General features: G+C 60.3%; 26 protein-coding genes and 1 tRNA gene. 10 read left to right on the top strand and 17 right to left on the bottom strand.

Annotated features, from left to right (window positions below; all coding sequences use genetic code 11):
• Positions 1-35: 35 nt before the first annotated feature.
• From B3I26_RS23835 to B3I26_RS23825, 3 genes are all read left to right on the top strand, one after another.
• A complete protein-coding gene (locus B3I26_RS23835; protein ID WP_296261318.1) occupies positions 36-626 on the top strand; it encodes a hypothetical protein in 591 nt (196 codons plus the stop codon).
• A gap of 22 nt (positions 627-648) precedes the next feature.
• Positions 649-1185, top strand: a complete 537-nt coding sequence (locus tag B3I26_RS23830; protein ID WP_296261316.1) for a sterol desaturase family protein — start codon at positions 649-651, stop codon at positions 1183-1185.
• 204 nt (positions 1186-1389) lie between these two features.
• Positions 1390-4389: a PAS domain S-box protein gene (locus tag B3I26_RS23825; protein WP_296261314.1), complete on the top strand. Its 3000-nt coding sequence runs from the start codon at positions 1390-1392 to the stop codon at positions 4387-4389.
• A 252-nt stretch (positions 4390-4641) separates the two neighbouring features.
• Here the strand turns inward: B3I26_RS23825 and B3I26_RS23820 are convergent, their stop codons facing one another.
• Positions 4642-4866, bottom strand: coding sequence for a DUF6555 family protein (locus tag B3I26_RS23820; protein ID WP_296261313.1), 225 nt, complete (start codon positions 4864-4866; stop codon positions 4642-4644).
• 273 nt (positions 4867-5139) lie between these two features.
• On the opposite strand from B3I26_RS23820, the gene B3I26_RS23815 reads away from it, so the two are divergent.
• Complete coding sequence (locus B3I26_RS23815; protein ID WP_296261312.1) at positions 5140-5382, top strand: hypothetical protein; 243 nt, start codon at positions 5140-5142, stop codon at positions 5380-5382.
• A 259-nt stretch (positions 5383-5641) separates the two neighbouring features.
• Here the strand turns inward: B3I26_RS23815 and B3I26_RS23810 are convergent, their stop codons facing one another.
• Positions 5642-5845, bottom strand: a complete 204-nt coding sequence (locus B3I26_RS23810) for a hypothetical protein (RefSeq protein ID WP_296261311.1) — start codon at positions 5843-5845, stop codon at positions 5642-5644.
• Between the two features lie 177 nt (positions 5846-6022).
• Here B3I26_RS23810 and B3I26_RS23805 point away from each other — a divergent pair, with 177 nt between their 5' ends.
• The 4 genes from B3I26_RS23805 (at position 6023) to B3I26_RS23790 (ending at position 8831) form a co-directional block, all read left to right on the top strand.
• Complete coding sequence (locus B3I26_RS23805; RefSeq protein ID WP_296261309.1) at positions 6023-6619, top strand: chemotaxis protein CheB; 597 nt, start codon at positions 6023-6025, stop codon at positions 6617-6619.
• A gap of 283 nt (positions 6620-6902) precedes the next feature.
• Entirely contained in the window at positions 6903-7130 is a 228-nt protein-coding gene (locus B3I26_RS23800; RefSeq protein ID WP_296261307.1) for a hypothetical protein, read from the top strand.
• 109 nt (positions 7131-7239) lie between these two features.
• Complete coding sequence (locus tag B3I26_RS23795) at positions 7240-7902, top strand: hypothetical protein (RefSeq protein WP_296261305.1); 663 nt, start codon at positions 7240-7242, stop codon at positions 7900-7902.
• A 167-nt stretch (positions 7903-8069) separates the two neighbouring features.
• Entirely contained in the window at positions 8070-8831 is a 762-nt protein-coding gene (locus tag B3I26_RS23790; RefSeq protein WP_296261303.1) for a tetratricopeptide repeat protein, read from the top strand.
• Between the two features lie 660 nt (positions 8832-9491).
• Here the strand turns inward: B3I26_RS23790 and B3I26_RS23785 are convergent.
• Positions 9492-9567: transfer RNA gene (locus B3I26_RS23785), tRNA-Asn, on the bottom strand.
• Between the two features lie 178 nt (positions 9568-9745).
• Here B3I26_RS23785 and B3I26_RS23780 point away from each other — a divergent pair.
• Entirely contained in the window at positions 9746-10420 is a 675-nt protein-coding gene (locus B3I26_RS23780; protein ID WP_296261302.1) for an MgtC/SapB family protein, read from the top strand.
• On the opposite strand, the gene B3I26_RS23775 is transcribed toward B3I26_RS23780, so the two are convergent.
• The 14 genes from B3I26_RS23775 to B3I26_RS23710 form a co-directional block, all read right to left on the bottom strand.
• Complete coding sequence (locus B3I26_RS23775) at positions 10421-11152, bottom strand: tRNA (adenine(22)-N(1))-methyltransferase (RefSeq protein WP_296261301.1); 732 nt, start codon at positions 11150-11152, stop codon at positions 10421-10423.
• 117 nt (positions 11153-11269) lie between these two features.
• Positions 11270-11506 (bottom strand): hypothetical protein, encoded by a 237-nt coding sequence (locus B3I26_RS23770; protein WP_296261300.1) that lies wholly within the window; start codon positions 11504-11506, stop codon positions 11270-11272.
• Positions 11507-11580: 74 nt separating this feature from the next.
• Positions 11581-12126, bottom strand: a complete 546-nt coding sequence (locus tag B3I26_RS23765; protein ID WP_296261299.1) for a glutathione peroxidase — start codon at positions 12124-12126, stop codon at positions 11581-11583.
• A 54-nt stretch (positions 12127-12180) separates the two neighbouring features.
• Positions 12181-13305, bottom strand: coding sequence for an acyl-CoA dehydrogenase family protein (locus tag B3I26_RS23760; protein ID WP_296261297.1), 1125 nt, complete (start codon positions 13303-13305; stop codon positions 12181-12183).
• Positions 13306-13340: 35 nt separating this feature from the next.
• Positions 13341-14141 (bottom strand): crotonase/enoyl-CoA hydratase family protein, encoded by an 801-nt coding sequence (locus B3I26_RS23755; protein WP_296261296.1) that lies wholly within the window; start codon positions 14139-14141, stop codon positions 13341-13343.
• Positions 14138-15193 carry an acyl-CoA dehydrogenase family protein gene (locus B3I26_RS23750; protein ID WP_296261294.1) on the bottom strand — a complete coding sequence of 352 codons (1056 nt, stop codon included), beginning with the start codon at positions 15191-15193 and terminating at the stop codon, positions 14138-14140. Before B3I26_RS23750 ends, B3I26_RS23755 begins: the two co-directional genes overlap by 4 nt.
• A 2-nt stretch (positions 15194-15195) precedes the next feature.
• On the bottom strand, positions 15196-16344 hold the full coding sequence (locus tag B3I26_RS23745) for an acyl-CoA dehydrogenase family protein (RefSeq protein ID WP_296261292.1): 1149 nt from the start codon (positions 16342-16344) through the stop codon (positions 15196-15198).
• Between the two features lie 116 nt (positions 16345-16460).
• Positions 16461-17768, bottom strand: a complete 1308-nt coding sequence (locus B3I26_RS23740; RefSeq protein WP_296261290.1) for an amidohydrolase family protein — start codon at positions 17766-17768, stop codon at positions 16461-16463.
• Positions 17769-17960: 192 nt separating this feature from the next.
• Complete coding sequence (locus tag B3I26_RS23735; RefSeq protein ID WP_296261289.1) at positions 17961-19235, bottom strand: cytochrome P450; 1275 nt, start codon at positions 19233-19235, stop codon at positions 17961-17963.
• A gap of 158 nt (positions 19236-19393) precedes the next feature.
• Complete coding sequence (locus B3I26_RS23730; protein WP_296261288.1) at positions 19394-20569, bottom strand: thiolase family protein; 1176 nt, start codon at positions 20567-20569, stop codon at positions 19394-19396.
• Positions 20566-21471: a 3-hydroxyacyl-CoA dehydrogenase gene (locus B3I26_RS23725; RefSeq protein WP_296261287.1), complete on the bottom strand. Its 906-nt coding sequence runs from the start codon at positions 21469-21471 to the stop codon at positions 20566-20568. The genes B3I26_RS23730 and B3I26_RS23725 overlap by 4 nt, the downstream gene beginning before the upstream one ends.
• Positions 21468-22337 carry a fumarylacetoacetate hydrolase family protein gene (locus B3I26_RS23720; RefSeq protein ID WP_296261286.1) on the bottom strand — a complete coding sequence of 290 codons (870 nt, stop codon included), beginning with the start codon at positions 22335-22337 and terminating at the stop codon, positions 21468-21470. Before B3I26_RS23720 ends, B3I26_RS23725 begins: the two co-directional genes overlap by 4 nt.
• On the bottom strand, positions 22337-23416 hold the full coding sequence (locus tag B3I26_RS23715) for an amidohydrolase family protein (RefSeq protein ID WP_296261284.1): 1080 nt from the start codon (positions 23414-23416) through the stop codon (positions 22337-22339). Before B3I26_RS23715 ends, B3I26_RS23720 begins: the two co-directional genes overlap by 1 nt.
• A 356-nt stretch (positions 23417-23772) precedes the next feature.
• Entirely contained in the window at positions 23773-24522 is a 750-nt protein-coding gene (locus B3I26_RS23710) for a TetR/AcrR family transcriptional regulator (RefSeq protein ID WP_296261283.1), read from the bottom strand.
• Positions 24523-24704: 182 nt separating this feature from the next.
• Between B3I26_RS23710 and B3I26_RS23705 the strand changes: the two genes are divergently transcribed.
• Positions 24705-26348, top strand: coding sequence for an ATP-dependent acyl-CoA ligase (locus B3I26_RS23705; protein WP_296261281.1), 1644 nt, complete (start codon positions 24705-24707; stop codon positions 26346-26348).
• Positions 26349-26373: the final 25 nt, after the last annotated feature.

The raw sequence follows: 26373 nt of genomic DNA, 5'->3' as shown, positions 1-26373 counted from the left end.
TAGCCAAAGACCCAGGGGCGCCGCCCAGCGCTCCCATGTTGATCAACCCGCAGGCGTATCGCGCCGATGAGCGCTCCCCTACTCGAAAGGAAAACATCATGAAAATTGCGTGTCTTGGGTGGGGATCACTGATTTGGAAGCCCGGGGTGCTTGCGGTCGCATCCGACTGGTTCAATGACGGCCCGGAACTGCCGATCGAATTTTCCCGGGTGGGGGATGGGGGCGAGCTGGCCACGACCCTCTGCCTTAACGCGCCCCCGTGCCGAGTGCTCTGGGCGGTGCTCGCTACCGAGTCACTGGACGAGGCCGTGCGAGCGTTGCGTGTTCGCGAGCAAATCCCGGCCGAACGGTCGGACGGCATCGGCATCTTCACGATCAACATTTCGACCGTCGGTGTGCTCGGACAATGGGCCGCGGACCGGCAGCTCGATGCTGTGATCTGGACAGCGCTGCCTCCGCGGTTTAAAGACGTCGAGGGGTTTATTCCGTCACTGGATGATGTATTGGGCTATCTCATTTCGCTCGATGGTGACACGCTGGCGCACGCCAAGTCGTACATAGAGCAGGTGCCGGATCAGATCGACACACCCTACCGGCGTGAAATCAAAAAGCTTGGATGGGATTGATGAACGAAGGTCAGGCTTGTGAATGATGGTTAACGCATTGGTGTTTTTCGTAACATTTCTGGGCATGGAAGGCTTTGCCTGGTTTGCCCATAAATATGTGATGCACGGGTGGGGCTGGGGCTGGCATCGGTCCCACCACGAGCCGGGTACCGGCTGGTTCGAGAAAAATGACTTGTACGCTGTGGTGTTTGCCCTGTTTGCGATCCTGCTGATCGCGCTCGGTACTCAGGGCATGCATCCACTGGAATGGATTGGCGCGGGCATGACGGCCTATGGTTTGGTGTACTTCCTGGTTCACGACGGGCTGGTGCACAGGCGCTGGCCGCTCGGGTTCGTGCCCAGACACGGCTACCTCAAGCGGCTCTATCAAGCCCATCGGATGCATCATGCCGTTGCCGGCAAGCATCGCTGCGTGTCTTTCGGCTTTCTCTACGCCCCGTCTATCGCTCGGCTTCGGGGGCAACTGCGCGCACTGCACGGCGGGCCGCTGAAAAAGCATGACGCAGATATCGCCATCGCTGAGCGCAGTGACCAGACGCTCGACACTCGCGCGTCGTAACGGCAGGCGCCCTGGCGCTTAGCCGACCTGTCTTTGTGCAACGTCCAGCGGTCTCGATCCCCTTTTTCCGCTCGTCCTGTGCCTAGCGTGATGAGTCGGAACGTCCATCGAACACAACAGTCACAACGCAAGCCGGGTCACTACGTGCTGCCCATATATCCTTTTGACTCACCACTCATCCCCGTTTGCGAGCACAGCGCCCCCATGAATACTCTTTCGGCCGATTTTGCGCGTCCCTGTGATGTCGCCAGTGACCTCAAGGACGTTGGCCGGTTGGACGCGTTTTCGGCAATCCTCGATGTGGTCTGCACGACGACTGGCCTGGGTTTCGCCACGATCGCCCGTGCGATGGATGAACGATGGATCGCCTGCTCGATTCGCGACGTCATCGGTCTAGGCATTCAACCGAGCGATGAATTAAAGCTCGATTCGATCATCAAGCATCGAACCCGACATTCCCGCTCTGCAGTCGTCATCGACGATGCCGATGCGCGGCAGACGTGCAGGGATGGCCTGCCGGCTGTTCCCTATGGTTTGCGAAGCGGTATTTGCATGCCGATCGTGCTCGCCAACGGCACGTTCTGGGGCGCGCTGTACGCCGGCGGTTTGCAGCCCGCTGAGCTGAATACACCGCAAATTCAGGGCATGGCCAAGGGTTTCACCGACCTGATTGCATGGCAGCTGGACGCAACGAATCGAACGCCGGCGAGCGTCGCGGCACATCAGCAACAGAATTTCCAGATGAGTCTTGAGCGGTTGCTACAGGGAGAGTCGGACCCGGTGGCAATCATCGAGATCGCCACCGCAGCGCTGGGTCGGCAGCTAGGCGCAGACCAGGTCGGTTTTGCAGAAATCGATGAATCGCAGACCTGGCTTACGGTCGAGCGGGAATGGAATGCCGGGCGGACAGGCTCTGTCGTCGGAACCTGGCGTCTGGATGACTTTAGCTCCGCCTTCAGCGCCAGGATGAAAGCGGGAATGACCACCGCGCTCAGCGATGTGCAACAGGACCCCATGACCTCGCAGCCGCCAGTGGTTGCAGCCTACAGCGCAATCTCAACCCGTGCGATTCTCGATGTCCCGCTCATCCGCGCCGGCCGGATGGTTGCGATGCTGTTCATACATTGTGCTGAACCTCGCTCATGGAGCGATGAGCATATCGCATTGGTCGAGCGCACCTGCATGCGCCTGTGGACAGCCGTCGAAAACGCCCGCGCTGAATCGAAACTGCGCAAGAGCGAAGAAAGGTTGCGGGCCATTTTTGCCAATGCGTCAGTCGGTTTGTCGGAGGTGACCCTTCAAGGGCGCTTCCTGCGAGTGAACACCGAACTGTGCCGCATGCTGGGCCGTAGCGAAGACGAGCTGCTGTCGCTCGGCACGGTCGAGGTCACGCACCCTGATGACCTGCACGCCAGCCTTGCAGTCATTGCACAGGCACTCAAAACAGGCATCAGCGTCTCCATCGACAAGCGTTACACGCGCCCGGATGGCACCCTGATCTGGGCTAACAGCAATGTTCAGCGACTCGACGATAACGGGCAACAGGCCAGCAGCCTGCTGGTCGCCACCGTTGACCTGACCCGACGCAAGGACGCTGAAGAGGCACTGCGTGCCAGTGAAGAATTCAATCGGCGAATCCTGGCCAGCTCGGCCGACTGCATCAAGGTGCTGGACCTCGATGCCCGGCTTGAATTCATGAGCGAGGGCGGCATGTGCGTCATGGAGGTCGACGACTTCAGTGCGATTCAGGGCGCTTGCTGGCCCGATCTCTGGCGCGGCGACGAGCATGCCAAGGCCAAGCACGCGGTCGAAGAAGCAAAACAGGGGCGGTTCGGGCGGTTTCAAGGCTTTGCGACGACCATGAAAGGCAACGCTCGGTGGTGGGACGTGATCGTCACGCCCATCACCGGACCGCACGGGCTGCCGGAGAAGTTGCTGTCCATCTCACGGGATGTCACCTCGAGCAAACAGGCCGAGGTACGGCTTCAAGAGCTTAACGAGACGCTGGAAGAACGCGTGCTGGAGCGCACCGCCGACCTTCTCCAGGCCCAGGAGGCTCTGCGCCAGGCCCAGAAAATGGAGGCCGTCGGACAGCTGACCGGCGGCTTGGCGCATGACTTCAATAACCTGCTGGCCGGCATATCGGGCAGTCTGGAGATGATGCAGGCGCGCTTGAATCAAGGGCGGCTCAACGACGTGAACCGCTACCTGGGCACCGCGCAAGGCGCTGCAACGCGAGCCGCGGCGCTGACGCATCGACTGTTGGCGTTCTCCCGTCGGCAGACGCTGGATCCCAAGCCAACCAACGTCAATCGCCTGATCGCCGGCATGGAAGAGATGATCCGCCGTACCGTCGGACCGTCGATACACATCGATGTCGTGGGCGCCCGTGATCTGTGGTCCGCTCTAGTTGACCCGCCCCAGCTTGAAAATGCGCTCTTGAACCTGTGCATCAATGCCCGTGATGCGATGCCCGATGGCGGCAGAATCACGATAACGACCACCAATCAATACCTAGACGGCGACGCGGCGCGCAGGCACGACACCCCGCAGGGGCACTACCTGTCCCTATCGGTCACGGACACAGGGGTCGGTATGCCGCCGCAGGTCATGGCGCGGGTATTCGAGCCTTTTTTCACCACCAAACCCCTCGGCGCAGGCACGGGACTAGGCCTGTCGATGATTTATGGTTTTGCCCATCAATCGGGAGGCCGGGTCCAGGTGGAGTCTGAGGTGGGCAACGGTGCAACCGTCAGCATCTACCTGCCCCGCCACCACGCAAGCGGCGATGACTCCCCAGGGCCCATCAAGCCGGAAAAAGTCATGCCTTCCGAACAGGGCGAGACGGTGCTGGTCGTCGATGATGAGCCCAGTGTGCGAATGCTGGTGACCGACATCCTCGCCGACCTCGGTTACACCGCCATCGAAGCCGCAGACAGTATCGAGGGCCTTGCGATATTGCGGTCCGATGTGCGAATTGATCTATTGGTGACTGACGTCGGCTTGCCTGGCGGCATGAACGGGCGACAAATGGCCGAAGCGGGCAGGCAGACGCGAGCAGGTTTGAAGGTGTTGTTCATCACCGGTTATGCGGAAAACTCGGTACTGGGGAGCGGTCGTCTGGCCAATGGAATGTCAGTGCTTACCAAGCCCTTTGCGGTCGACGCGATGGCGGTGAAGATCCGCAAGATCCTAGCGTCCTGACTTCCTTGAAACCCTGATCGCCATGGCCGCCCCATCCGGGTTGAGCACGCATCCCCTCCATGGGTTGGGCCTGGCGCGTTCAAACCCTGCCACCCGAGTGTAGACCGCCTACCCAGCGCCTTCGATGAAACGCTGCCGCGTGCGTTGCGACAAATCTTTCTAGCAACCTTGGCGCCTGCCATGACGGACGCGGTCAGGCCGCAAGCCTGCGGCGCGAACCTGACCACTTCGCCGATCAGTCACATCATGGCATCACGCTTGGCGCCACTGGACATCGGTGACGCCGTGCTTCTCAGCCTGAGGCCTGCTGAGCTTGGGCGTCGGGTCACTGCGGTACTTGGGCAGCTGGCCCATGCCCGCATCGACGGTAGCCCAATGCCAAGCCTCGGCGTTATCCATCCTTGAAGCCCGGATATAGAACGTTTTGTACGCGCCGTTAAGTAAATAATCGATTCTGTAGTGGTGTTCCTGTGGCATTGCGAACTCCTTGGCGACGTGGATACCCAAACCAAAGATCACGCCTGCCTGAAAAAATTCCTTATTTAAAACAGTCGATTACGACATCCATTCAGGTGAGTTGTGTCCCGCCCGTCAACTCTTCGAATTGGCAACATCTTTGCAGTGTCGGCCCATCTCAGTGCTTAGCCTCTCAATGGCCGGCACATCCGTGCCCAGGGAACTAAACTGACGTCACCTGGGACTGCCAGCGGCGTCCAGACAATCCCGCGATGAACAAAAAATGGAGACGCCATGACCAAGGCTTGCGAGCGACACATTATCGGAATCGCCGCCATGCTGCGCTCACTGCGTAAAGCGGTGGATGAGCTTGAGCAACTGGAACTCAAGCAGGTGGAACCGTTGCGGGGAGAGCAGACGGTGGACTCAACACAGTCACTGTCACAATGCTTTTCCAGCCTCCAGACCTCTATCCTGGAGATGGAAGATCTGCTGGCAACCATTGCCGAGGCGACGGGTGAGATCGACAAGCTGTAGCGACAGCGCCCTTGTCCGGCAGGGGCGACGGGCGTGAAACCCGGTGCGCTTGATCGCTATCGCCGCGGCGCTACTGAACCTGTTCGCAATGTTTAGGAGAAAACCTCGCCGGCGGTGGCCGGAATGCGTTTCCTGACTCAGTTGCTAATAAGCGAATCTCGCCGCTACGTTCATTCAAGGCACACATAATCTGCCTAAACCTCCCGATCGCCGGACCCCGCCTTTCGACCTGCGTGATCTCGTCCTTTTATTCCTCTGCTCACGCGAGCGACGCCTTTAATAGACGCCATTCGACGACGATGGTCGGGCGCCGTCGACCAGCCTTTTCAATACGTGACGACCTGCGCTCGGGCAGCGAAAAGCCGAGGTCCGGCGCAGGCCCTGTGACGAAGCCCTTTAACGCGATGATGACTGCGACAGCATCGCCCGAAAGCGCCCGTTGATTGACCAAGCCAATGGTCAACAGCGCTGTTGCCAGAGCAGGCTTGACCCCATTGCGCGGCGATCCGGCCCTTCTTCGAATCCAGACTCTTGACCCAGTTAGCCGCCCCCCCCCAGGAAGAAGCGCGGCCGTCCAGCGAACTCACTGAACCGCCGAGCTTCGCCTCCTGTCCACCGATGTAGACAAAAGGAGATGCCAATGGACATGGAAACAAAGACACAGCCTCGCGATGTAATCGTTATCGGCGGTTCCCAAGGTGCTTTCGATGTATTACGACAGATGCTGGTTGAACTACCGTCTGATTTCCCTGCGGCGGTCCTGATCGTCATCCACTCCGTGCCGTCCACCCCCGGTCATTTGGCGTCGATTCTCGATCGGTATTCGGTGTTGCCCGTCGGTTATGGTCAGGACGGTGAAGCGGTTCGTCCCGGGCGCGTTTACCTGGCGCCTCCAGACAGGCATTTGGAAATCGCGCCTACCGGTCTCATCCACTTGAGCGATGGCCCCAAGGTGCGATATGCCCGTCCTGCCGCCGACCGCTTGTTCGAGACGGCGGCGCAGGTATTCGGCAGCCGGGTGATCAGCGTGATCCTTTCCGGCGGGGACTGCGACGGCACCTACGGCGCCAATGTGGTAAGCGTGGCCGGTGGCCTGAGCCTGGTGCAAGAGCCGCGGGATGCTTTAGTGCCCAGCATGCCCTTGCACGCGATTCAAAATGATCACCCTGCGGCGGTGGTGAACTCGACAGCGATTGCAAAGGTACTGATGCAGGCTGTCGCGGGGCTGCCTGTCTGATTCCAGCAGCAACAGCGCAGTCCGCGCCCTGATGCGTTTGACAGCCACAGGGCGCGCCGATTTTTTGTGAGCTGCGTAATGACCCATACAGCGCTTCATTCACCCATGACCACTCGTTGTGAGCGACGGCGTCATTGTTGTGCGCAACGGCCTGGCCGGTTGGCAAATCCTTGAGTGTGAACTTCAATGGTCAGCCCTGAATTCAAGAAGCTGAGTATGCTGATTTATCACACGTGGGCTGCCGCCCTGGGCATGGTGCTGGTCGTCACGGCGCCTGCGGCACGTGCTGCTGGGTTTGAGCGATGCGGTGCTGAGCCACGCGATCGCTCATCCATTCGATACCCACCCGCCCACTGCTTTGCGTCTGCAACAACTGGGCGTGGTCCTGGACGACCCATTGCTGTCCCGGGCAACGCGTGCACCCACTGACTACGATCGCCAGTGGTTCAGCCAACTCACCAGCGTTGCGCGGTCCACTGCACAGACTTGCAAAAACGGCATTTCGGGATGAACCGTCCTGACCACCCGCCTGGCAGTCTGCCGCAGTCGCGAACGCAAGCACTCGTTAGCCACGGTGCCGAAGTTACCGAGCTTGCCTACACCCGTAAGGAGAATGATCAATGACCACTGCGCAGTCACCGGATCCGTTATCGGACCTTGCCAGTTCCCTGAGCCTTGACTACACCCAATCGCGCGTGGCCCAGCTTGAACGAGCGATGGCAGAACTCGAGCAGCTTATCCAGCGAGTGCCCGAGCAGCGCGAATTCACCAACTCGCGCCGCTACAAGGTGCGCGGCCCTATCTTCACGCTGATTTGCCTGGGCTTTCTTGGAGGAGCGATACATCAGGCTGCGACCGGCTGGGCAGCGTGCTTGGCGGGTATGATACTGCTTTTCGCGTTGATCACCTGGCAGCACCGCGACGCCGGTCAACACCCCTTCATGTGCCTGACTCGCACGCAGCTATTTGCTGACACCCTGAGCGCGCCGATCAATCTGGTCGACATCACTGACATGTCTGTCAGTGAGGAAGGAATGCTGACGGTGCAGAAATTTACCTTGCGACCCAATGTCCCTCTCCCTGCTCACCGCGCAGTGCGAACGCTGTTCGGCAACCAGGCTTTGGCCCTGACGAAGCCCCAGCCACACATCCGCATCCTTTCCGCAGGGCTGATGAGTAATGGCCGCAACCTAAGTTGCGACCACGTCGCTGCCATGCTCTACGCACATTGGCAGGCTGCGCAGGCGCAGCAGCAGCTCGACGCCTTGCGGCAAGATGCATAAGACAGGCAAGACAACCTGATCGTCGCGGTGCTCGGCGTGACCCTCTCTTGGTCTCTGCATGCCGCCTGGCTTTCGCTCTGTGCACAGCGCAGCATGCCCGTCAGGCTGTTCCACGTCGAAACGCTTTTGGACTCCGATGCGCACGGTAGAGAATTTTTATGTGGTTCATGAAGAAAAAACTCACTGAACAACAGGCAGCCGAAGTCAATGAATTGGGCTGGACGGCTTTACGCGAGCAGGACCTGGATACCGCGCTCAGACACTTTAAGACCCTAGGCAAGGCGCTACCCGATGATGCGCGGTGGATCAATGGCATCGGCGCAGTGTGCCTTGCTCGCGACGAAGAGGACGAGGCCCGCCTGCATTTTCAAATGGCGGCCGACCGTGATCTGCCCGCAGGCCATTACAATCTGGCCCTGATGGCTTACCGGGCAGACGATCATCCGACCGCTGTGGAACACCTGCAGCGAGCAATCCGGCACGATTTCCCACTGGCGCTAGGCCTGTTGGGCGAAATTCATCTGCAAGCCGAACGCTACGAAGAGGCCGAGCAGGCTTACCGTCACGCGGCCCGATTGGGCCACATCGACTCCTATAACAATCTCGGGCTGATGTTCCTGGAGAGAGAGGACTACGCTCAGGCCAAGCAGGCGTTGTTGCAGGGCCTGCAGTCGGAGCATGTCTACGCCGAGCACAATCTGGCGGTCGCCTGCCACCGTCTCGGCGAGCTGGAAGCGGCCGAGCGCTGGTACCACATCTCATTCGCCAATTATGGCAATCTGCAATCGCTGGAAAATCTTGGATATGTTTATTGCCAAAGCGGCCGACAAGCGGAAGGCGAGGCGCTGGTTGAGGCAAGCGACAAGCTCTATGAAGACACACCGCTGAATGACTACGAGCAGTCGTTGGTCGACCGCCTGCTGGCCTGATCGCGGATGACTCTACGCAACGCCTGCGCCGGCTTGGGCGCTGCTTATCTCGCGGTCGAGCGCCTGCCCCACACACCGGGTTGAACGCACCGTGGATCACGCTGCAGGGTAGCGCCGAATCTCCTTGGGCTGGTTTGCATATCGATGTCCCGCAGTGCACCTGCTCATTGGCGCCAATGGCCGCATGAAACTCATGGTCGATGACGCCCGCTGTTTTGGGCGACCTCCGAAAGCCACTACTACGGCGCCTGGGTGCTGCGAAATCGTAGCCCTGAGGCGTCTGGATCAGCGCACTGCCCTGCTTTCGGCTCAGCCTATGTGCAGCGTTTCGAAAAACTGGGGTTCGCTGACCGACTTACGGGATGGTGTCGTTTCTTTGCATTGTCTGACCAGCGAAGGGAATGCAAACCGAGCGTCTTCGGGCTATCTATTCTTCGTGATCAGCTTGTTGCAAGGGAACCTGTCGATGAGATCGACCCATGCGGCTTTCATGATGCGTGCCTCCAAATCGATCGATTATGAGACAGCGGATTGAGGGGTGAAAAATACTGAGAATGTATCTTCGGAGAAGTCGAGTGGTTTGCAGGCCCTATAACCCAGCTGAATAATCATCGGGCTGATAAACATTCTGCGAAACGGGTGCTCGACCCTTAAGAAATTTGGCTCCACGACCTGGACTCGAACCAGGGACCCAGTGATTAACAGTCACTTGCTCTACCAACTGAGCTATCGCGGAATGCGGGCTATCTTACTGATTGAAAAAGAGAAGTCAAGCAACCGAACAAAAATTCTTCTGCTGACTGAGCGGCTCGATGGACGCTCAAAGTTCACGATGCATGGTCGCCTTGCCGCGAAGTGAACCAACCTCGCTTGCGCCCGGTCCATCCTCCACACCCAATGTTCAGGACACCGCCATGCTCAGCGACTGGGAAATGTGTATCCGCCTCTTGCTCGCCGCCCTGCTTGGCAGCTTGATCGGGCTTGAGCGCGAACGGCTGCTGTGGGCCGCCGGGCTGCGAACTCATATGCTGGTGTGCGTGGGCTCGTGTCTGCTGATGATCGTTTCCGCATTCGGCTTCCACGATGCGCTGCAAATGCCACACACCGAACTCGACCCTTCGCGGGTGGCGGCACAGGTCGTCTCAGGTATCGGTTTTCTGGGTGCAGGTTCGATTCTGCTGCGCGGCGAGGTGATCCGCGGCCTCACCACCGCAGCGAGCCTGTGGACCGTGGCAGCGATCGGTCTGGCTGTAGGCGGCGGTCTGTATGCAGTTGGCACCGCCGCGACGTTCATCATTCTGGTGATCCTGATTGCAATCAAACCCCTTGAACGGGCGTACCGCAACCGGATCAAGGTGCATGTGCTCAAACTGGTGGCGCCGTCGCACCTGCTGACCATGGGCAAGCTCAACGAAGTGATGGGTAACCGCTCGAGCAAGGTCAAGCAGTTCATCGTTGAGAAAGGCAGCGGCGAAGGCACCGACAACATCACCATCGAACTGGTGCGCACCTCAGGCGCGCAGGCGAGCGAGATTCTGGCGCAGTTGCTGACTATCGAAGGCGTGCACGAGGATCAGGCGGGGCAGTGATCATTCGTCGTACGGCTCGGGTTGCGCGTCGAGCGAGCCGTCGAGCAGCGCGACGATCCATTCAACCTGGCGCAAGAGTCCCTGCACCTTCTCTTCGGGCACAGCGTGGCGGGCGCGGGCGAACTGGCTCAAAGCGCGTCTCTTGAGCCCCAGCAGGCGCTGCCATTTGAGCAGGAACGCCGGGCTGCGGGTCTGCATCTGCAGCGGACCGAAATACAGTTGCACTTCACTGTAGTGCGCCGGCCCCGTTCGCTCAGCGACGATGATCTCGTAATCGAAGCGGTTTTCCCGCAGCACTTCCTCGCAGAGGATGCGGTAACCATTGACCATCAACCATTGGCGTAGCGGCTGTTCGCCCCCGTTGGGCTGCAGGATCAAACGTTCCTGGCCGCTCAGGCGCGCCTTGCGGCGGTCAAGAATGTCGCGAATCGTCTCCCCGCCCATGCCGCAGAGGCTGATTGCGGTGATCCGGTCGTGCGGCTCGATCGCTGCCAGGCCGTCGGCGAGCCGCACGGCAATATGTTGCCCGAGGCCATTGTCACGCACCGTACGCACGGCTGCCTGGTAGGGCGTGGCTGCCACCTCCCCGGCCACCGCTGCGGTGATGACGCCCCGCAGTAGCAGCGCAACCGGGAGATAGGCGTGATCGGACCCGATATCGGCCAGTCGCGCATCCGTTGGCACGTGGCTCGCCACGCGCTCTAGACGCATCGACAATATCTTTTCATTCAACTGCTGCGCCGCTCCACTTCACACTGGCGACAGAGTGCCGCCAGACCGGGACGCGATTCTGTGGGGTAACGGGATGCATTTCAAATGGCGGCGCATCGCGGGCCGTGACGCGCGACGTCAAGCGGATTGATCGACGACCCTGATTTGCGTCAGGCCGTCGCGCTGGGCCTGCTCCAGGATTTCTGCTGGCGACGCTTGGCCATTGGGCATCATCAGGCTGTTTTCGGCGTCGCCGAAATGCAGCTGCAGCAAATGCATGGCTGCCTCGTGCACAGGCAATTGCGCCTGCTTGAGGTCCAGTGAATGGGTTCTCGGTTGGTCGTTGAACAGGTACTCAAGGGTGTAGGTGCGCATGATGATTCCTGGGTCTGGTAGTGGTTTGGACAGGCGAGCAAGCTCAACATTATAGCTCGCTCGCCTCCCAACACTCAGGCCTTCAGCGCCTCATCAATGGCCGCTGTCAAGCGCGGGTCGTCTGCAGCCACGTCCGGTGCAAAACGGCCGATGACCTTGCCATCGCGGCCGACCAAAAACTTTTCGAAATTCCACAGCACTTCCTGCGGGTTGCCGCTCTCGATGCCGTATCCCTTCAGGCGCTCGCGGAACGGGCCATCACCGGTGGCGGAAGGCTGGGCGGCGGTCAGCTCGCTGTACAGTGGATGCTTGTCAGCACCAGCAACCGAGATTTTCGAGAACAACGGGAAGTGCACATCGTAGGTGGTGGAGCAGAACGACTGGATTTCGCTGTCGCTGCCAGGTTCCTGTTCCTTGAAATTGTTCGCTGGAAAGCCCAGCACTTCCAGGCCCTCGCCGTGCTTGCTCTGGTACAGCTTTTCCAGCCCTTCGTATTGCGGGGTCAGACCGCATTTGGAGGCCACATTGACCAGCAACAGGACCTTGCCTTTGTACTGACCCAGATTACTGGACGTGCCGTCGATTTGTTTCAGCGGGATGTCATACAGGGAAGTGCTCATCTTTGTCTCCTTGAATGGTTCGTGCCTTGACCGGTGGTCATGCCAGGACACACCTTAAAGCGTCCGACCGATAATTTCTTTCATAATTTCCGAGGTGCCGCCGTAAATCCGCGCGACCCGGGCATCAACCCAGGCCCGGCTGATTTTGTACTCGCTCATGAAGCCGTACCCGCCGTGCAGCTGCAAAAACTCGTCGAGCAATTTGCCTTGCATCTCCGAACCCAGCAGTTTTGCCATGGCGGCGATGTCCGGCGTCAATTCACCACGCATGACCTTGTCAAGGCAATCGTCGACGAACACCCGCAGCATGGTTGCCTGAGCCTTGGCCTCGGCCAGCTTGAAGCGGGTGTTCTGGAAATCCAGCACCGGTTTGCCAAACACCTTGCGCTCACGGGTGTACTCGATGGTTTCCTCCAGCAGGGTGTCGATCGACTGTGCGGCACGAATGGCGATGATCAGGCGTTCCCACGCCAACTGATGGGTGAGGTATTTGAAACCCATGCCCTCCTCGCCCAGGCGATTGCCGACCGGCACCCGCACCTGATCGAAAAACAACTCCGAAGTGTCCTGGCCTTTCAGACCGATCTTCTCCAGCAAGCGGCCCTTGGAGAACCCCGGACGGTCTTCTTCGACGCACACCAGCGTCAGTTCTTTGGCGATAGGGTCGAGCTTGGTCGCGGTGACCACCAAGCCAGCGTTGCCACCGTTAGTGATGAAGGTTTTCTGGCCGTTGACGATGTATTCGTCGTCCTCGCGACGCAAGGAGGTGCGCATCGAGCGCAGGTCGCTGCCGATGCCCGGTTCGCTCATGGCAATCACGCCGATCAACTCACCGCTGACCATGCGCGGCAGCCATTTCTGTTTCTGCTCCTCGCTGCCATAGGCAACGATGTACGGCGTGACGATCTCCGAGTGAGTGGTGAAGCCCACGGCCGTGGCATTGGCCCGGGCCAGTTCCTCGATCATTACCGCCGAATGCCCGAAGTCGCCGCCCGATCCGCCATATTCCTCAGGGACGGTCGAGCAGAGCAAGCCCGTTTCGCCTGCCTTGAGCCACAACTCCTTGGGCACGATGCCGTTTTTTTCCCACTCATGCAGATGCGGTACGATTTCCCGCTCGACGAAACGGCGGGCCTGATCACGGAACATGTTGTGATCTTCACGAAAGACGCGGCGCATGACGGTTCTCCCCTTACCTTCTTATTGTTGTGCAGTTACTTGTCCTGATAGCTGGGCGCGCGCTTCTCGACGAAAGCGGCCACGGCTTCTTCATGGTCGGCGGTGTGATGCGCGATGGACTGATAGGCGGCCGACAGTTCAAGCAGCGAATCCAGGCGCATGTGCTGACCTTCACGCAGCAGCCGTTTGCACAGGCGCAGGGCATGCCCCGGGTTGCTGGCGATGCGTCTGGCCAGCGCCTGGGCTTCGGACTGCAGGGTTTCATGGGTGCAGACCTGTTCCACCAGGCCCCAATCCAGCGCCTTGGCGGCATCGATGGGGTCGCCGGTAAAGGCCATCAGACTCGCCTTCGGAATGCCGATGATGCGCGGCAACAGCCAGGCGCCGCCGTCACCGGGGACGATGCCCAGACGCACGAAACTCTCGGCGAACAGTGCGCTAGGCGATGCCAGGCGGATGTCGCACATGCAGGCCAGGTCCAGTCCGGCACCGATGGCCGGCCCATTAACGGCGGCAATGATCGGAATGTCCAGCTCGTACAACGCCAGCGGGATGCGCTGGATGCCGTCACGGTAGGTATCGCGCAACTCATAAGGCTGACCGGCGAAAATGCCGCTGCGCTCGCGCATATCCTTGACGTTGCCGCCAGCGCAGAACGCACTGCCATTGCCAGTCAGCACCATCACCCGCGCCGTACGGTCACGGCGCAGGTTCGCGCACAGTTGCACGAACTCTTCTATTTGCTCCGGAGAAGTCAGTGCGTTGCGAGTGTCCGGATGATTCATGCGCACGGTCACGACAGGGCCGTCACGCTCGATGTGCAGAAACGCGGTCATGCCGATGCTCCACAGCTTGAGTTGTCAGTCATCAATAGCCAGAAACCCTCGGCGCCCACCGCGCATACCTGTTTGCCTATCATCTGGCTCCAGTGCGTGACCGAGCCGAACTCGCCGCGCCAGGCCCACAATCTGCGGGTGTACAGCTGCAAGGCATATTCCTGGGTGAAGCCAATGGCGCCGTGGACGGCGTGGGCGATATTGGCGCCCTGGGTCGCCGCCTCTGCCGTGGTGACCTTGGCCACGGCGACCGAAAACCCGTTCAATGCCCGATCAGATTCAGCAAACGCCGTTTCTGCAGCGCTGTTGGCGGCGGCGGCCTGTTCGGCAAACAGCGCCAGTTGCTGCTGGATCGCCTGAAATGCACCGATGGGTTTGCCAAACTGATTGCGTTGACCGGCGTACTCCCCGGTCATGTCCAGTAACGTGCTCAAGGCGCCCGCGATCTGTGCGCTGCGCATCAGTGCCCCGCCCGTCTGCAGCACCTGGCTGTTCAGACCGCTGGGCAACGGCGCGCGATCCAGCACCGTGGCTTCGCTGAAAAACAGTGCATCGCGTGGCTCGCCGGCAATGTTCAGGCTTTGTTCAATGCTCTGCGCGTGCGCGCGTGCCAGCACCACCAGCGTGGGGCCGTCAACATCGCTGTCGGCAATGGCGACGATCGAATCAACATGCCGTCCCCACGGGACATCAGGCAACACCCCGCTCGCCCGCTCGTCATTGAGCACCAGTCGAGGCTTGGCGCAGATGCTCAGGCTCCCCGTTCGTGGCTCAAGCCCGCAGCAACCGAGCAACCAGTTGGCCAACAGCGCCTCGGTCAACGGCACCGGAGCGACAAACCGACCCGCCGCACGCGCAATGACGTAAAGGTCGGCCCAGCCAGCGTCGGCCCCACCCAGGGATTCAGGCGCGGCGGCCAGGGTAAAGCCTGAGTCTTCGATGGCGTCCCATAACGCCGCTGGCCATACGCCGCCTTCGCTGGCGTTGACCGTTTCGCTGTCCGAGCCATCGGCCAGCAAGCGCTTGATGGTGGATTCAAATAGTTCGCGCATGATTATCGCAACCCCAGGCCACGGGCGATGATCCCGCGAAGAATCTCGCGAGTGCCGCCACGCAATGAGAAAGAAGGCGCCATCTGCGTCAGATAGGCCAGAACCTGTGCGTGATCGCTTCCGCCGCGCTGCCGGGGCTCGATGTCCAGCAAGCGCTGCGCAAGCTCGGGAATGTCCTGCTCGAAGGTATTGCCCAGATCCTTGACGCAGGACGCGGCCCACGCCGGGTGTTCGCCCTTGGCCAGTTGCGCCGTGACCGCCAGCGACATATTGCGCAGTGTTGCAAGCCTTGCCGTGAGGCGACCGACTTCAGACGCCTGCAGCGCGTCGGGCTGGCTGCCGATGGCATCGATCATGGTTTTGATCAGCGCCATGGAACTGAGAAAACGCTCCGGGCCACTGCGTTCGAACGCCAGCTCGGCCGTGACCTGCTCCCAACCCTTGCCTTCATTGCCGATCAACGCATCGTCGGCCAGCAGGACGTTATCGAAAAATACCTCGTTGAAATGCTCGCCGCCCGCCAGATCGCGGATCGGCCGCACGGTGATGCCGGGCAATCGCAGGTCGACGATGAATTGCGACATGCCTTCATGCCGCCCGTTCTGCTTATCGCCGGTGCGCAGCAAGGCAATCATGTAGTGGGAGTGGTGAGCGTTGGTGGTCCAGACTTTCTGACCGTTGACTCGCCAGCCCTCGCCGTCGTGGACTGCGGTGGAGCGGATGGAGGCCAGATCCGAGCCGGAGCCGGGTTCACTCATGCCGATGCAGAAATAGCTCTCGCCGCGACAGATCGCCGGCAAATAGCGGTCTCGCTGCGCATGGGTGCCGAATTTGTTGATCAGCGGCCCGCTCTGCCGGTCGGCGATCCAGTGCGCCGACACCGGGGCGCCTGCAGCGAGCAGTTCTTCACTGACGACGTAGCGCGCAAAAAAACCGGCCTGACTGCCTCCGTATTCCTTGGGCAGCGCCATGCCGAGCCAGCCTTTGGCGCCCAGCGCCTTGCTGAAGCTGGCGTCGAAGCCCATCCAGGATTGTGCTCGCAGTGCAGGCGGATAGTCGGCCAGGGTGTCAGCGAGAAAGCGCCGCACCTCGGCGCGCAACGCTTCGGCCTCAGCCGGAATCCGACTGTAGGAAAATTGATTGATGGCCATGAATGCTCTCGAAAACTGGGCATGCAAAAGGCGGAAAAGACATCCGCAGGACGCGCTTGACCGTGTCGTTGATCCCCGACCTGTGCGTGGCAGGTCGGGAACGAACGCCGCGGTACTTACAGCGCGGTTTGCGCGTCGGCTTTTTCGAACATCGCGTTGATGTCGCCGGAGGTCACCGGTTTGCCGTCTTCACGACCATGGTCGGCACCGCCCAGGCCCAGGGCCGGTTCGACCTTAACGTGGGTGGCCTGCGCGCGCAGGGCGCCAACGGTGCAGTTTTCACGCCCCAGGATGGAGAACGGGTCGTACGAGAACTCGCGCATCGCGTTGAGGTGGGTCAGCTTGTCGATGGTCTGGTCGGGCAGATGCTTAAGGCCCTCCCACGCAGTTTCCGGCGACTCCGGCCAGGTGCAGTCGGAGTGCGGGTAATCGCTCTCCCAGGTGACCATGTCCTCGTTCATGAAGCTCAGGTTCTGCAAGCCGAACTTGTCTTCAATGAAGCAGGTGATGATGTGCTTGTGGAAGATATCGCTGGGCATTTGCCCGCCGAAGTTGGAATTGGTCCAGGCCTTGTGATGGCGATGGGTGAAGTCGGCACGTTCGAGCAGGTATGGCACCCAGCCGATGCTGCCTTCGGAGAGCGCCATGCGCAGGTCTGGGAATTTCTTCCACATGGGCGCCCAGATCCAGTCCGCCGCGGAGTTGGCGATGGAAATCGGCATGGAGGTGATCCACGCGTCGATGGGCGACAGGTCCGAAGCGTGGTTGGCCTTGACGCCGGTGCCGATATGGCAGCAGATCACCACCTTGTTGTCGGAACAGGCTTTCCACAGCGGATCCCAGTAGTCGCTGTGAATCGACGGGTAGCCGTGGATGGCCGGGTTATCGGACAACGACAGTGCGTGCACGCCCTGCTTGGCCATGCGGTTTACTTCGGCGGCGGCGGCCTGCATGTCCCACCACGGCACCAGCATCAGCGGGATGAAACGGCCCGGCGCGGCATTGCACCAGTCGTGCAGGTGCCAATCGTTGTAGGCCTGGATCGCTGCGAACGACACATCCCGGTCGTTGTGCACCTGGAAGCGTTGCCCGGCAAAGCCAGGGAAGGTCGGGAAGCACAGCGAACCCAACACACCGTTGGCGCTCATGTCATCCACGCGATCCTTGATGTTCCAGGTGCCACGACGCATCTGGTCGTAACCCAGGGGCTCCATGCCATATTCTTCTTTCGGACGGCCGACCACCGAGTTCAGGCCCATGTATCCGGTCGCCTGTTCCTCGAAGACCCAGACATCCCGGTCACCGGTTTTCACCACATGCGGCTCGCGCCCCTTGAAGCGTGCAGGCATGTGGCGGGCGAAGGCGTCTGGCGGTTCGATGGCGTGGTCGTCGACGCTGACGAGAATCAGATCATCAATTTTCATTGTTCTTCCCTTCTCAACGGGTGGTTTGTTGTTGTGCCTGAATCATAGATCACCACCGGGTTAAATTAAACACTTTATTTGATTGTGTTCATATAAATTCGGATGAAACGCAGTGTTTTGACCGCGCGCGCACAAAAAACCCGCGCCTGGGAGGGCGCGGGTTTGGCGGATCGACAGCGGTTGGGCCGTGGCTCAATCCCAGATCACATGAACCTCATGAGGGCCACGCAGCTGCGCGCCGACGATCTGCGGCGCGGGTTTGTCAGGGTCCAGGCGGATATTCGGCATCAGGTCGAGAATCGCGTTGATGGCGCAGTTGATCTCGGTCTTGGCGACGAACTGGCCAATGCACATGTGTGGGCCAAAGCCGAACCCGAATGAAGGTCTTGGCTTGCGATCGATATCGAAGCGGTCCGCGTTTTCGAACGCATCCTCGTCACGGTTTGCCGACGACACGATGCATTGCACCATCGCCCCTTTAGGGATCTTCACACCACGGATTTCAGTGTCCTGCGCGGTCTGACGCACTTTGAAGGTCGCCACGGGCTCGAACCGCACCGCCTCGTCGATGGCCTTGTTTACCAGGCTGCGGTCGTTACGTACCCGCTCCAGCGTTTGCGGGTTCTGCAGCAGCAAGGTGATCAAGGTGCCGAAGGTGCGCGTCGTGGTTTCGCTGGCCGCTGGCAGCAATGACCGGACGAAGGTGGCGATTTCATGGTCGTCCAGTGAACGGCCCTGGTACTCGGCGCTGATCAAGCGGCTGATCAGGTCGTCGCCGTCTGCACCGCGTGCGCGGCGCTCGGCCACCACCACCTTGACCACGTCATACAGCGCCTGGGCGGCATGCATGGCGGCGCCGCGCGCAGCGGCGGCCTTTTCAGGGTCGACCTGCGGGCCCGCGAGAATCGCCAGTGCCCAAGCGGCGTACTGCTCGATTTCTTCGGGCTTGTCTTCAGGGAAACCGATGAGGGCATAAATCACCCGGATCGGGAAATACAGGCCGAAATCCATCAGGTCGGCAGACTTGGCCGCCACCATCGGCTTGATGTATTCGTCGCGAATCACCCGGTCGATCTTGGTTTCCTTCCAGCGGTTGACGGTCTCTGGCATGAACACCGGCTGCAGCAGATTGCGGATGTTCTTGTGCGCATCGCCGTCCATCGCCGTGAGAATCAGCCCGTCGAAGAATGCCCCCAACCCTTCGGCGATAAACCCGCTGGTGAAGTTCTTCGCGTCGCGCATCACCGCCATCACGTCGTCATATTTGAACAGCGTAAAGGTCGGACGATTCGGGTCCAGGCCGGCAATCGATGGCACGCCAAGGCTGGCCATGAAGTTGCCTTCAAGGATCGGTTGGGTCTTGCGCATCTCGGCGTAGACCGCTTGCAAGTCAACATCGCTGCCACGGTAATTGCTGGCGACGTTGGCGAACTCCCTGTTCAGATTGCTTTGCGCCTGAACGGACATGATCATCTCCTCTCTTGTTGTTTATTATGGGTCGATACGCCCGGTAGCAAGACCAGGTTCAGCCAATACTAGGCGAAATGCTGAACGCAATGGCCGAATCTGACTCGATAATCCGCTATTGGGGCCGAATCAGCCGGCCAGGCATTCAATCCAGTCACTCAATCCAGTCGCTCGATGATGGTCGCGGTGCCCATGCCGCCAGCGCAGCAAATGGCCTGCAGGCCATAGCGGGCGCCTCGTCGCTCCAACTCATGAAGCAAAGTGGTCATCAACCGTGCACCGCTGGCACCCAACGGATGGCCCAGCGCGATGGCACCACCATTGACGTTGAGGCGGTCATGCGCCACGCCGGTTTCCTGCATCCATGCCAGCGGCACCGGGGCGAATGCCTCGTTGACCTCGAACAGATCAATGTCATTGATGTGCAGTCCGGCTTTCTTCAGCACTTTGGCCGTGGCGGCGATGGGCCCGGTGAGCATCAGGGTCGGGTCAGCCCCGACCGTGGTAAATGCAACGATCCGCGCCCGTGGCCTCAGGCCCTGACGTCGAGCCGCGTCGGCATCCATCAGCAACAGGGCCGCTGCGCCGTCGGATATCTGCGACGAGTTGCCCGCAGTGACTTTACCGTTGTCCGGGCGGAAGCTGGTTTTGAGGGTGGACAGTTTCTCGCGTGAGGTGTCGCGGCGTATGGTTTCGTCCGACAACAGGTCCGCCACCTCCTGCGTCACGTTTTTTTCGCGCAGCGCGTGGACAGGCACCGGCAGCAGTTGGCTGTCGAAATAGCCAGCGTCACTGGCCTGCGCAGCGCGCTGATGGCTGGTGATGGCGTAGTCGTCAAGATCGTCGCGGCTCAGGTTCCAACGCTCAGCGATGCGCTCGGCCGCCTCACCCTGGCTGGTCAGCTCATAACGCTCGCTGGCCATCCAGCCGAACGCCTCGCCGTGCAGGTCGCGATTGCTGCCCATGGGCACGCGGCTCATGTTTTCCGCCCCCCCGGCCACGATGATGTCGGCCATCCCGGCAGCGATGAAGCCTGCGCCGACATGCACTGCCGCCTCGCCCGATCCGCATTTGCGGTCCAGGGTCAGGCCCGGCACGCTTTCCGGCCAGCCGGCACCGAGCAACGCCGTGCGCGCGATGTTGGCCGACTGCTCACCGATCTGGGTCACGCAACCGAAGATCACGTCATCCACCGTCCCCGGCGAAAGGTCATTACGCTCGACCAGCGCATTGATCAACAATGACCCCAGGTGATCGGCGCGCACACCGGCGAGGCTGCCGCGGAACCGGCCCACGGGCGTGCGCAAGGCGTCGATGATCACGACCTCTTTCATAACACGCTCCCTTTCAGGCCGCTGCCAGGCACTGCCTTGTTGTCTTCGTAGCGATAGACCCCATGCCCGGTCTTGCGACCCAGACGCCCCGCCGCCACCATCTTGATGATCAACGGGCATGGCCTGAACTTCTCACCCAGGGTTTGATGCAGATAACGCAGCACTGACAAACGGGTGTCCCAACCGGTCAGGTCGCCCAACTCCAGCGGCCCCATGGGATGGTTGAAACCCATGCGCAGCGCAGTGTCGATGTCCTCGGCCGTGGCGATGCCTTCCTGCAGCATGTACATCGCTTCGTTGCCGAGCATCGCCGACATTCGGCTGGTGGTCAGCCCCGGCGACTCGTTGACGATGATCGATGTCTTGCCCATGGCATCGCACAAATCCCGCGTGCGGGCCACGGTTTCGTCGCTGGTGGCCAGACCACGCACCAACTCGACCAGCTTCATCTTGTGCACCGGGTTGAAGAAGTGCATGCCGATGACGCGGTCGGCACTGTCTATCGACGCCGCGATCTCGGTAACGCTCAACGCCGAAGTGTTGGTCGCGATGATCGCATCGGCCGCCAGCAACGGCGCCGCTTGGGCGACGATGGCCTTTTTGATCGCCAGTTGCTCGGAAACCGTCTCCACCAGCCAGTTCGCACCGCTGGCCGCCTCGCTCAGGTCGCTTGCTGTGCTTAGCCTGGCCAGCGCAGCCTCGGCCTGCACGGTGCTGATTTTGCCCAAAGACACGCCACTGTTCAGAATCGCTTCGATGGCACCGCGCGCCTTGGTCAATGACTGGGCATTGGTATCGACCAGTACCGTTTGCAGCCCCGCGCTGACGAAGCCGTGAGCGATCCCGGTGCCCATCAGTCCCGCTCCAACGACGACCACTTTGTTGTTTTTATCGATACTCATGCCGAGACCTTTGATTGGACCAATGACTTTTCGCCCACGACATTGCGCAAGGTGCCGATCCCCTCAACGCTGGCTTCAACCACGTCCCCCGGGTTGAGGAAGATGCCGGTACCCATGCCAACCCCGGCCGGAGAGCCGGTGAAGAGCACGTCGCCACAGGCGAAACTCGAGCGCTGCTGGACGAAGGCAATCAGCTCACCCACATCCCAGGTCATGTCGGCAGTGTTGCCGTCCTGACGGATCTGCCCGTTAACCTTCAACAGCAAGCGCAACTTGGGCGAACCGGCGGGAAGTTCGTCCTTGGTTAGAATCCACGGTCCCAGGCCGGTGGTTTTGTCCTGGCTTTTGGCCGCGAACAGGTCCATGCCGATACCCTTGGGACCACTGCGCTGAAGGTCGCGGGCGCTGACGTCGTTGCCGACGGTGTAGCCCAAGACGCAGGCCAGCGGATCGTCGAGGTCGACCTGATCGGTACCGATCACCGCCACCAGCTCCACCTCATGGTCGAGTTCGGCGGTCAGCGGCGGAAAACGGATCGGGTCGTGGGCGCCGATCAGCGCCCCGTAAGCCTTGAGAAACGCCACCGGTTGTGATGGCGCACTCAGGCCGAACTCGACCAGGTGCTTGGCGTAATTGGCGCCCGCCACTACCACGCGATTGACAGGCTCCACCGGCGGCAACAGCGTGACCCGGGACAGCGGCAACGGCGGACCGGAAAAACGCAACGCGCTGATACCGGCGCCCTGCGCAACTTTCGGTGCCCACTCGCGAAAATCACCCGCAATCGGCGTCACCATGTCCTGCTGCGCATCGACTACCGCCCAGAACACGCCGCTCTCGAAATAGGAACAGCGGGCCAGTTTCATCAGACTGCTTCCTTGGCAGGCGTAACCCGGCCTACGCGAGCCGGATCCAGATGCAGCAACTTGCACGCATTCTGCCAGCGGATTTTCTGCAGGTCGGCGTCGCTGAGCTTCAGGCCTTCGGTCAGGTCGTGGCGCACGGCATCGCTGCCACCGAAGTTGCTGCCGTAGACCATCTGGTCGGCACCGATCACTTCAATCAGCGCCTGGCGCATCGGCAGCTCATGCAGCTCGACATCGAAGTAGAAATTCTTCATGTAATCGAGCACAGGGCGTTTGTTGTGCACCACGTCCAGGTTCTTGTTGGTCTGCGCCAGGCGGCCCAACTGGTACGGGACATAGCCGCCACCGTGGGTGATGTACACCTTCAGGTCCGGGAAGCGATCGAGCACGCCACCGCAGATCAGGTTCCAGAAGCAGCGGGTTTCGTCGTACTGCATGCCGACGATCGCCGTGGTTTCGTAACGGTCTTCGTTGGCGCGATCACCCCAGGTCACCGACTGGTTATAGCCGTGGATGAACATCGGCAGGTCGAGATCGCAGAGGGTCTTCCAGACCACATCCAGTTCCGGCGAGTCGAATTCCAGCCCGCCGAAATTCGCACCGCCGGCAGAAAGCCCCTTGGCGCCCAGTTCGGTGCAGGCACGGCGCAGTTCAACAGCGGCGGCTTCTGGCGCGTTGAGCGGCGCGTGCGCCCAGAACATCAAGCGATCCGCGGCGGCCGAGCAGTATTCGGCGAAGGTGTCATTGACCGTGCGCGCATACGGGACGGCGTATTCGGCCTCGGTCCAGTACATGTAGCAGTGCGACGGAACCGACACCACTTGCAGGTTCTGACCAGCGGCGTCCATGCCCGCCAGGCGGACTTTCGGATCGGCCCACTTGGCCATGTATTCCTCGAGTTTGAGCCCCTTGCCGGCACGCACGGCGGCCTTGCGCTCCGGCGAGCCCAGGGTCAATTGCCATTTGCCGACGCGCAGGCGGATATCGCCGTCATCGCATTGTTCGAAAAACGGACCCCAATGTGGGTGCTGGTTGTAATAGCCAGGGAGCGGCGCGTGGGCGTGAAGATCGATAAGCATAATCCGGGACCTCTACGTGGAAACCTTCTGGTTTTTGTGATTGTTCTGGGTATTGCGCATCCCAAAGCACGGCACCTGGAACCCTGGACGGGCAGCCCGGCAAGTCAGCTCAATCGGCTTCGGTCTGCTCGAAGCATAAATTTAATTTGGTCATAAATCAAAATAGTGTTCAGATTAATTTCATAAATCGACGTTGAAGGCCGTGCCAGAGCGTTCAGCACCCTCCTCTCCCGTCGAGCTTTGTACGGATTGGCCCGACAACACGGCACCTATCGCAAATCGAAGACGAAAAAAAACCGACTCCGGTGGTCCCAGGGGTCGGTTTGCTGTTCTATAAAAGTGTCTAAATAAGCGCGTCAGCGTCGGGTACGAGAAGTCGACCCCATGGTCATGGCGGCGGCCAGTTTCTTCACTCGCACCGGCAACAGCCGACGGCTGGCGCTTTCCGGGACCAGAATCTCGCTCAACACATAGCGGATGATCATCTCGCATAACAGCTCTCGGTCCAGACGCACGCCGAGTTTCTCGTCCCAATCGTCGAAAACGATGTTCAGCACGTCCTGAAAACGCACGATCGAGTCATGAAAAATACGCCTGAAGAAGCCCAGTGCGTAATCCGGCGCGACTACCAGCAAGCGGCGTGCGCGGCTCTGTTCGAGGTAATTGTCCAGGTACACGAACAAGGCATTGAGCCGCGCCTCGGGGTCTTCTATCTGCCCGAGCGCCGCGGTCAGCGAGACGTGGAAGCTGTCGCGCTTGTGCCGCGAAAACGTATCGAGCAGGTCTTCCTGGGAAGAGAAATAGCGATAGAACGTGCCACGCGACACGCCTGCAACCTTGCATACATCAAGAATCGAGATGCGGTCAGCGCCCGATTGCAGCACCACTTCTTCGGTGGCAACCAGGATATTGGCAATGGTTTCTTCCGACCGGCGATTGGGTTTGACCTTGCCCGGCACTGCGGCACCTTTGCTGCCAGCACTTTTCGAAGCAGGCACCTTGGCGGCTGTACGCGCGATCTTTGCGGGAGCGGGTGGGGTCTTCTTCGCGACACTGACGGCCTTTGGCCCGACGGGTTTGGCCTGTTGTTTTGGAGGTCTTGGCATGGATAAGCAGACTCGTGGACATTTCGATGGGCCACGGTAGCATACGAATTAAGCATTTCGCGCGGAATTTGTTCAACTTCCGGCTAGAGACTTTTCCAAAATCTTTCCATAGAATCCAGTTCTCTCATCAAAACAAGATTCGGGCGCCTCTTCATTGGGCGCCTCACAAAAGGAGAATATTCATGAGTGGCACCGGGAACCCCGAAGCCTGGACAGTAGGTGAACGAGACACGGTCATTTCTGCGCTGGAGCGAGCGGTAGCAAGGGCTCCAGATAAGGTTTTACTGGATTTCAGCGGAACCTTGTACACATACCGGGAAGTTGACCAGCTTTCCAACAGGATGGCCCATGCATTGGCCGATCTGGGGGTCACCGCCGGTGCCACGGTACTGACCATGCTCGACAACAACATCGACGCGGTCATCACCTGGCTGGCCATCAACAAGCTGTGCGCCGTCAGCGTACCGATCAACACAGCGCTTAAGGGTGAATTCCTGCGTCATCAGATTGCCGACACCGGCACGCACCTGGTGATCTGTGAAGCCGACTACCTGCCACGCGTGGTAGCCATCGCCGATCAACTCTGTGATGTGAAGCGCGTACTGTTCCGCACCGCGCCTGGCCAGCAGAGCGGTGATTTACCGACCTGTGCGTTCCCCATCGAAGCTCTGGACGCCCATCGTGGCGAGGATGATTCGGCATTCGAGCGCAAGCCCCAGCCATCGGACCTCGCCTGCCTGATCTACACCTCGGGCACCACCGGCCCATCGAAGGGCTGCATGATCAGCTACAACTTCATGTGCAACCTGGCGCGACTGCAATTGCGCGCCGGACCTGCGAGCGAGGATGACGTCACGATCACACCGCTGCCGCTGTTTCATATGAACGCCCTCTGCGTGAGCATCATCGCCAGCATCCTGGTCGGTGCCCGCGCCGCAATCCTGCCGCGTTTCTCCGTGTCCAATTTCTGGCCGGAAGTCGAGCGTTCGGGCGCAACCATCGCCTCGATCCTCGGCGGCATGGGTGGCCTGCTCGCTCAAGCTCCCGACAACGACGCCATGCTGCGCTGCCGCGGGCAGATTCATACCGCACGCGGCAACCCCTACACCGAAGAGACCAAGAAAATCTGGCGCGAGCGCTTCGGCACCAAGCTGGTGGGCGGCAACGGCTATGGGCTGACCGAGGCCTGCGTGGTGACCTCGCTGGCGGCGGGCGAATATGCGGCGCCGGGGTCGTCAGGCAAGCGCATTGCCGATTTCGACGTGCGGATCATCGACGAACAGGACAACGAAGTACCCGCCGGCACACCGGGCGAGATCGTGGTCAGGCCGCAGCGCCCGGACATCATGTTCCAGGGTTACTGGCGTCGCCCGGAGGACACTCACAAGCTGATGCGCAACATGTGGTTCCACACTGGCGATGTCGGCAAGTTCGATGATGAAGGCTTCTTCTACTTCGTCGACCGCAAGAAGGATTACCTGCGACGCCGTGGCGAGAACATCTCCAGTTTCGAGATGGAAGCAGCGTTCGCTACCCACCCGGCGCTGTCCGAAGTAGCCGTGCATGCAGTGCCTTCGGACAAAGGCGAGGACGACGTCAAGGTAACTGCAGTGTTGCATGACAATACCCAGCTCGCACCCGAAGCACTGTTCCACTGGGCGGCGGATACCGTGCCGTACTATGCGCTGCCCCGCTACATCGAGTTTCGCACCAGCCTGCCGAAGAACCCGCAGGGCCGGGTGCTCAAGTACCTGCTGCGTGATGAAGGCAAGACCGCAACGACCTGGGACCTTGACGACACTGACATCAAGGTGGCTAAACGCTGAAAAGCGATGCGGCGTGCCCGGCACG

Origin of the sequence: Pseudomonas sp. UBA5706, from assembly GCF_002419965.1 — a bacterium.
Classification (GTDB): Bacteria; Pseudomonadota; Gammaproteobacteria; order Pseudomonadales; family Pseudomonadaceae; genus Aquipseudomonas.
Note: the sequence above shows the minus strand (reverse complement) of the source record. Positions and strands in the feature narration are given on the sequence as shown.

What these genes read in the sequence shown, in the direction of transcription:
- B3I26_RS23765 (WP_296261299.1), bottom strand. Translation starts at nt 12,126, where the DNA reads ATGAGCACTTCCCTGTATGACATCCCGCTGAAACAAATCGACGGCACG.
- B3I26_RS23745 (WP_296261292.1), bottom strand. Translation starts at nt 16,344, where the DNA reads ATGGCCATCAATCAATTTTCCTACAGTCGGATTCCGGCTGAGGCCGAA.
- B3I26_RS23725 (WP_296261287.1), bottom strand. Translation starts at nt 21,471, where the DNA reads ATGAGTATCGATAAAAACAACAAAGTGGTCGTCGTTGGAGCGGGACTG.
- B3I26_RS23735 (WP_296261289.1), bottom strand. Translation starts at nt 19,235, where the DNA reads ATGTCCGTTCAGGCGCAAAGCAATCTGAACAGGGAGTTCGCCAACGTC.
- B3I26_RS23830 (WP_296261316.1), top strand. Translation starts at nt 649, where the DNA reads ATGATGGTTAACGCATTGGTGTTTTTCGTAACATTTCTGGGCATGGAA.
- B3I26_RS23805 (WP_296261309.1), top strand. Translation starts at nt 6,023, where the DNA reads ATGGACATGGAAACAAAGACACAGCCTCGCGATGTAATCGTTATCGGC.
- B3I26_RS23720 (WP_296261286.1), bottom strand. Translation starts at nt 22,337, where the DNA reads ATGAAACTGGCCCGCTGTTCCTATTTCGAGAGCGGCGTGTTCTGGGCG.
- B3I26_RS23705 (WP_296261281.1), top strand. Translation starts at nt 24,705, where the DNA reads ATGAGTGGCACCGGGAACCCCGAAGCCTGGACAGTAGGTGAACGAGAC.
- B3I26_RS23730 (WP_296261288.1), bottom strand. Translation starts at nt 20,569, where the DNA reads ATGAAAGAGGTCGTGATCATCGACGCCTTGCGCACGCCCGTGGGCCGG.
- B3I26_RS23755 (WP_296261296.1), bottom strand. Translation starts at nt 14,141, where the DNA reads ATGACCGCGTTTCTGCACATCGAGCGTGACGGCCCTGTCGTGACCGTG.
- B3I26_RS23825 (WP_296261314.1), top strand. Translation starts at nt 1,390, where the DNA reads ATGAATACTCTTTCGGCCGATTTTGCGCGTCCCTGTGATGTCGCCAGT.
- B3I26_RS23750 (WP_296261294.1), bottom strand. Translation starts at nt 15,193, where the DNA reads ATGCGCGAACTATTTGAATCCACCATCAAGCGCTTGCTGGCCGATGGC.
- B3I26_RS23715 (WP_296261284.1), bottom strand. Translation starts at nt 23,416, where the DNA reads ATGCTTATCGATCTTCACGCCCACGCGCCGCTCCCTGGCTATTACAAC.
- B3I26_RS23815 (WP_296261312.1), top strand. Translation starts at nt 5,140, where the DNA reads ATGACCAAGGCTTGCGAGCGACACATTATCGGAATCGCCGCCATGCTG.
- B3I26_RS23760 (WP_296261297.1), bottom strand. Translation starts at nt 13,305, where the DNA reads ATGCGCCGCGTCTTTCGTGAAGATCACAACATGTTCCGTGATCAGGCC.
- B3I26_RS23790 (WP_296261303.1), top strand. Translation starts at nt 8,070, where the DNA reads ATGAAGAAAAAACTCACTGAACAACAGGCAGCCGAAGTCAATGAATTG.
- B3I26_RS23780 (WP_296261302.1), top strand. Translation starts at nt 9,746, where the DNA reads ATGCTCAGCGACTGGGAAATGTGTATCCGCCTCTTGCTCGCCGCCCTG.
- B3I26_RS23710 (WP_296261283.1), bottom strand. Translation starts at nt 24,522, where the DNA reads ATGCCAAGACCTCCAAAACAACAGGCCAAACCCGTCGGGCCAAAGGCC.
- B3I26_RS23795 (WP_296261305.1), top strand. Translation starts at nt 7,240, where the DNA reads ATGACCACTGCGCAGTCACCGGATCCGTTATCGGACCTTGCCAGTTCC.
- B3I26_RS23820 (WP_296261313.1), bottom strand. Translation starts at nt 4,866, where the DNA reads ATGCCACAGGAACACCACTACAGAATCGATTATTTACTTAACGGCGCG.
- B3I26_RS23740 (WP_296261290.1), bottom strand. Translation starts at nt 17,768, where the DNA reads ATGAAAATTGATGATCTGATTCTCGTCAGCGTCGACGACCACGCCATC.
- B3I26_RS23835 (WP_296261318.1), top strand. Translation starts at nt 36, where the DNA reads ATGTTGATCAACCCGCAGGCGTATCGCGCCGATGAGCGCTCCCCTACT.
- B3I26_RS23770 (WP_296261300.1), bottom strand. Translation starts at nt 11,506, where the DNA reads ATGCGCACCTACACCCTTGAGTACCTGTTCAACGACCAACCGAGAACC.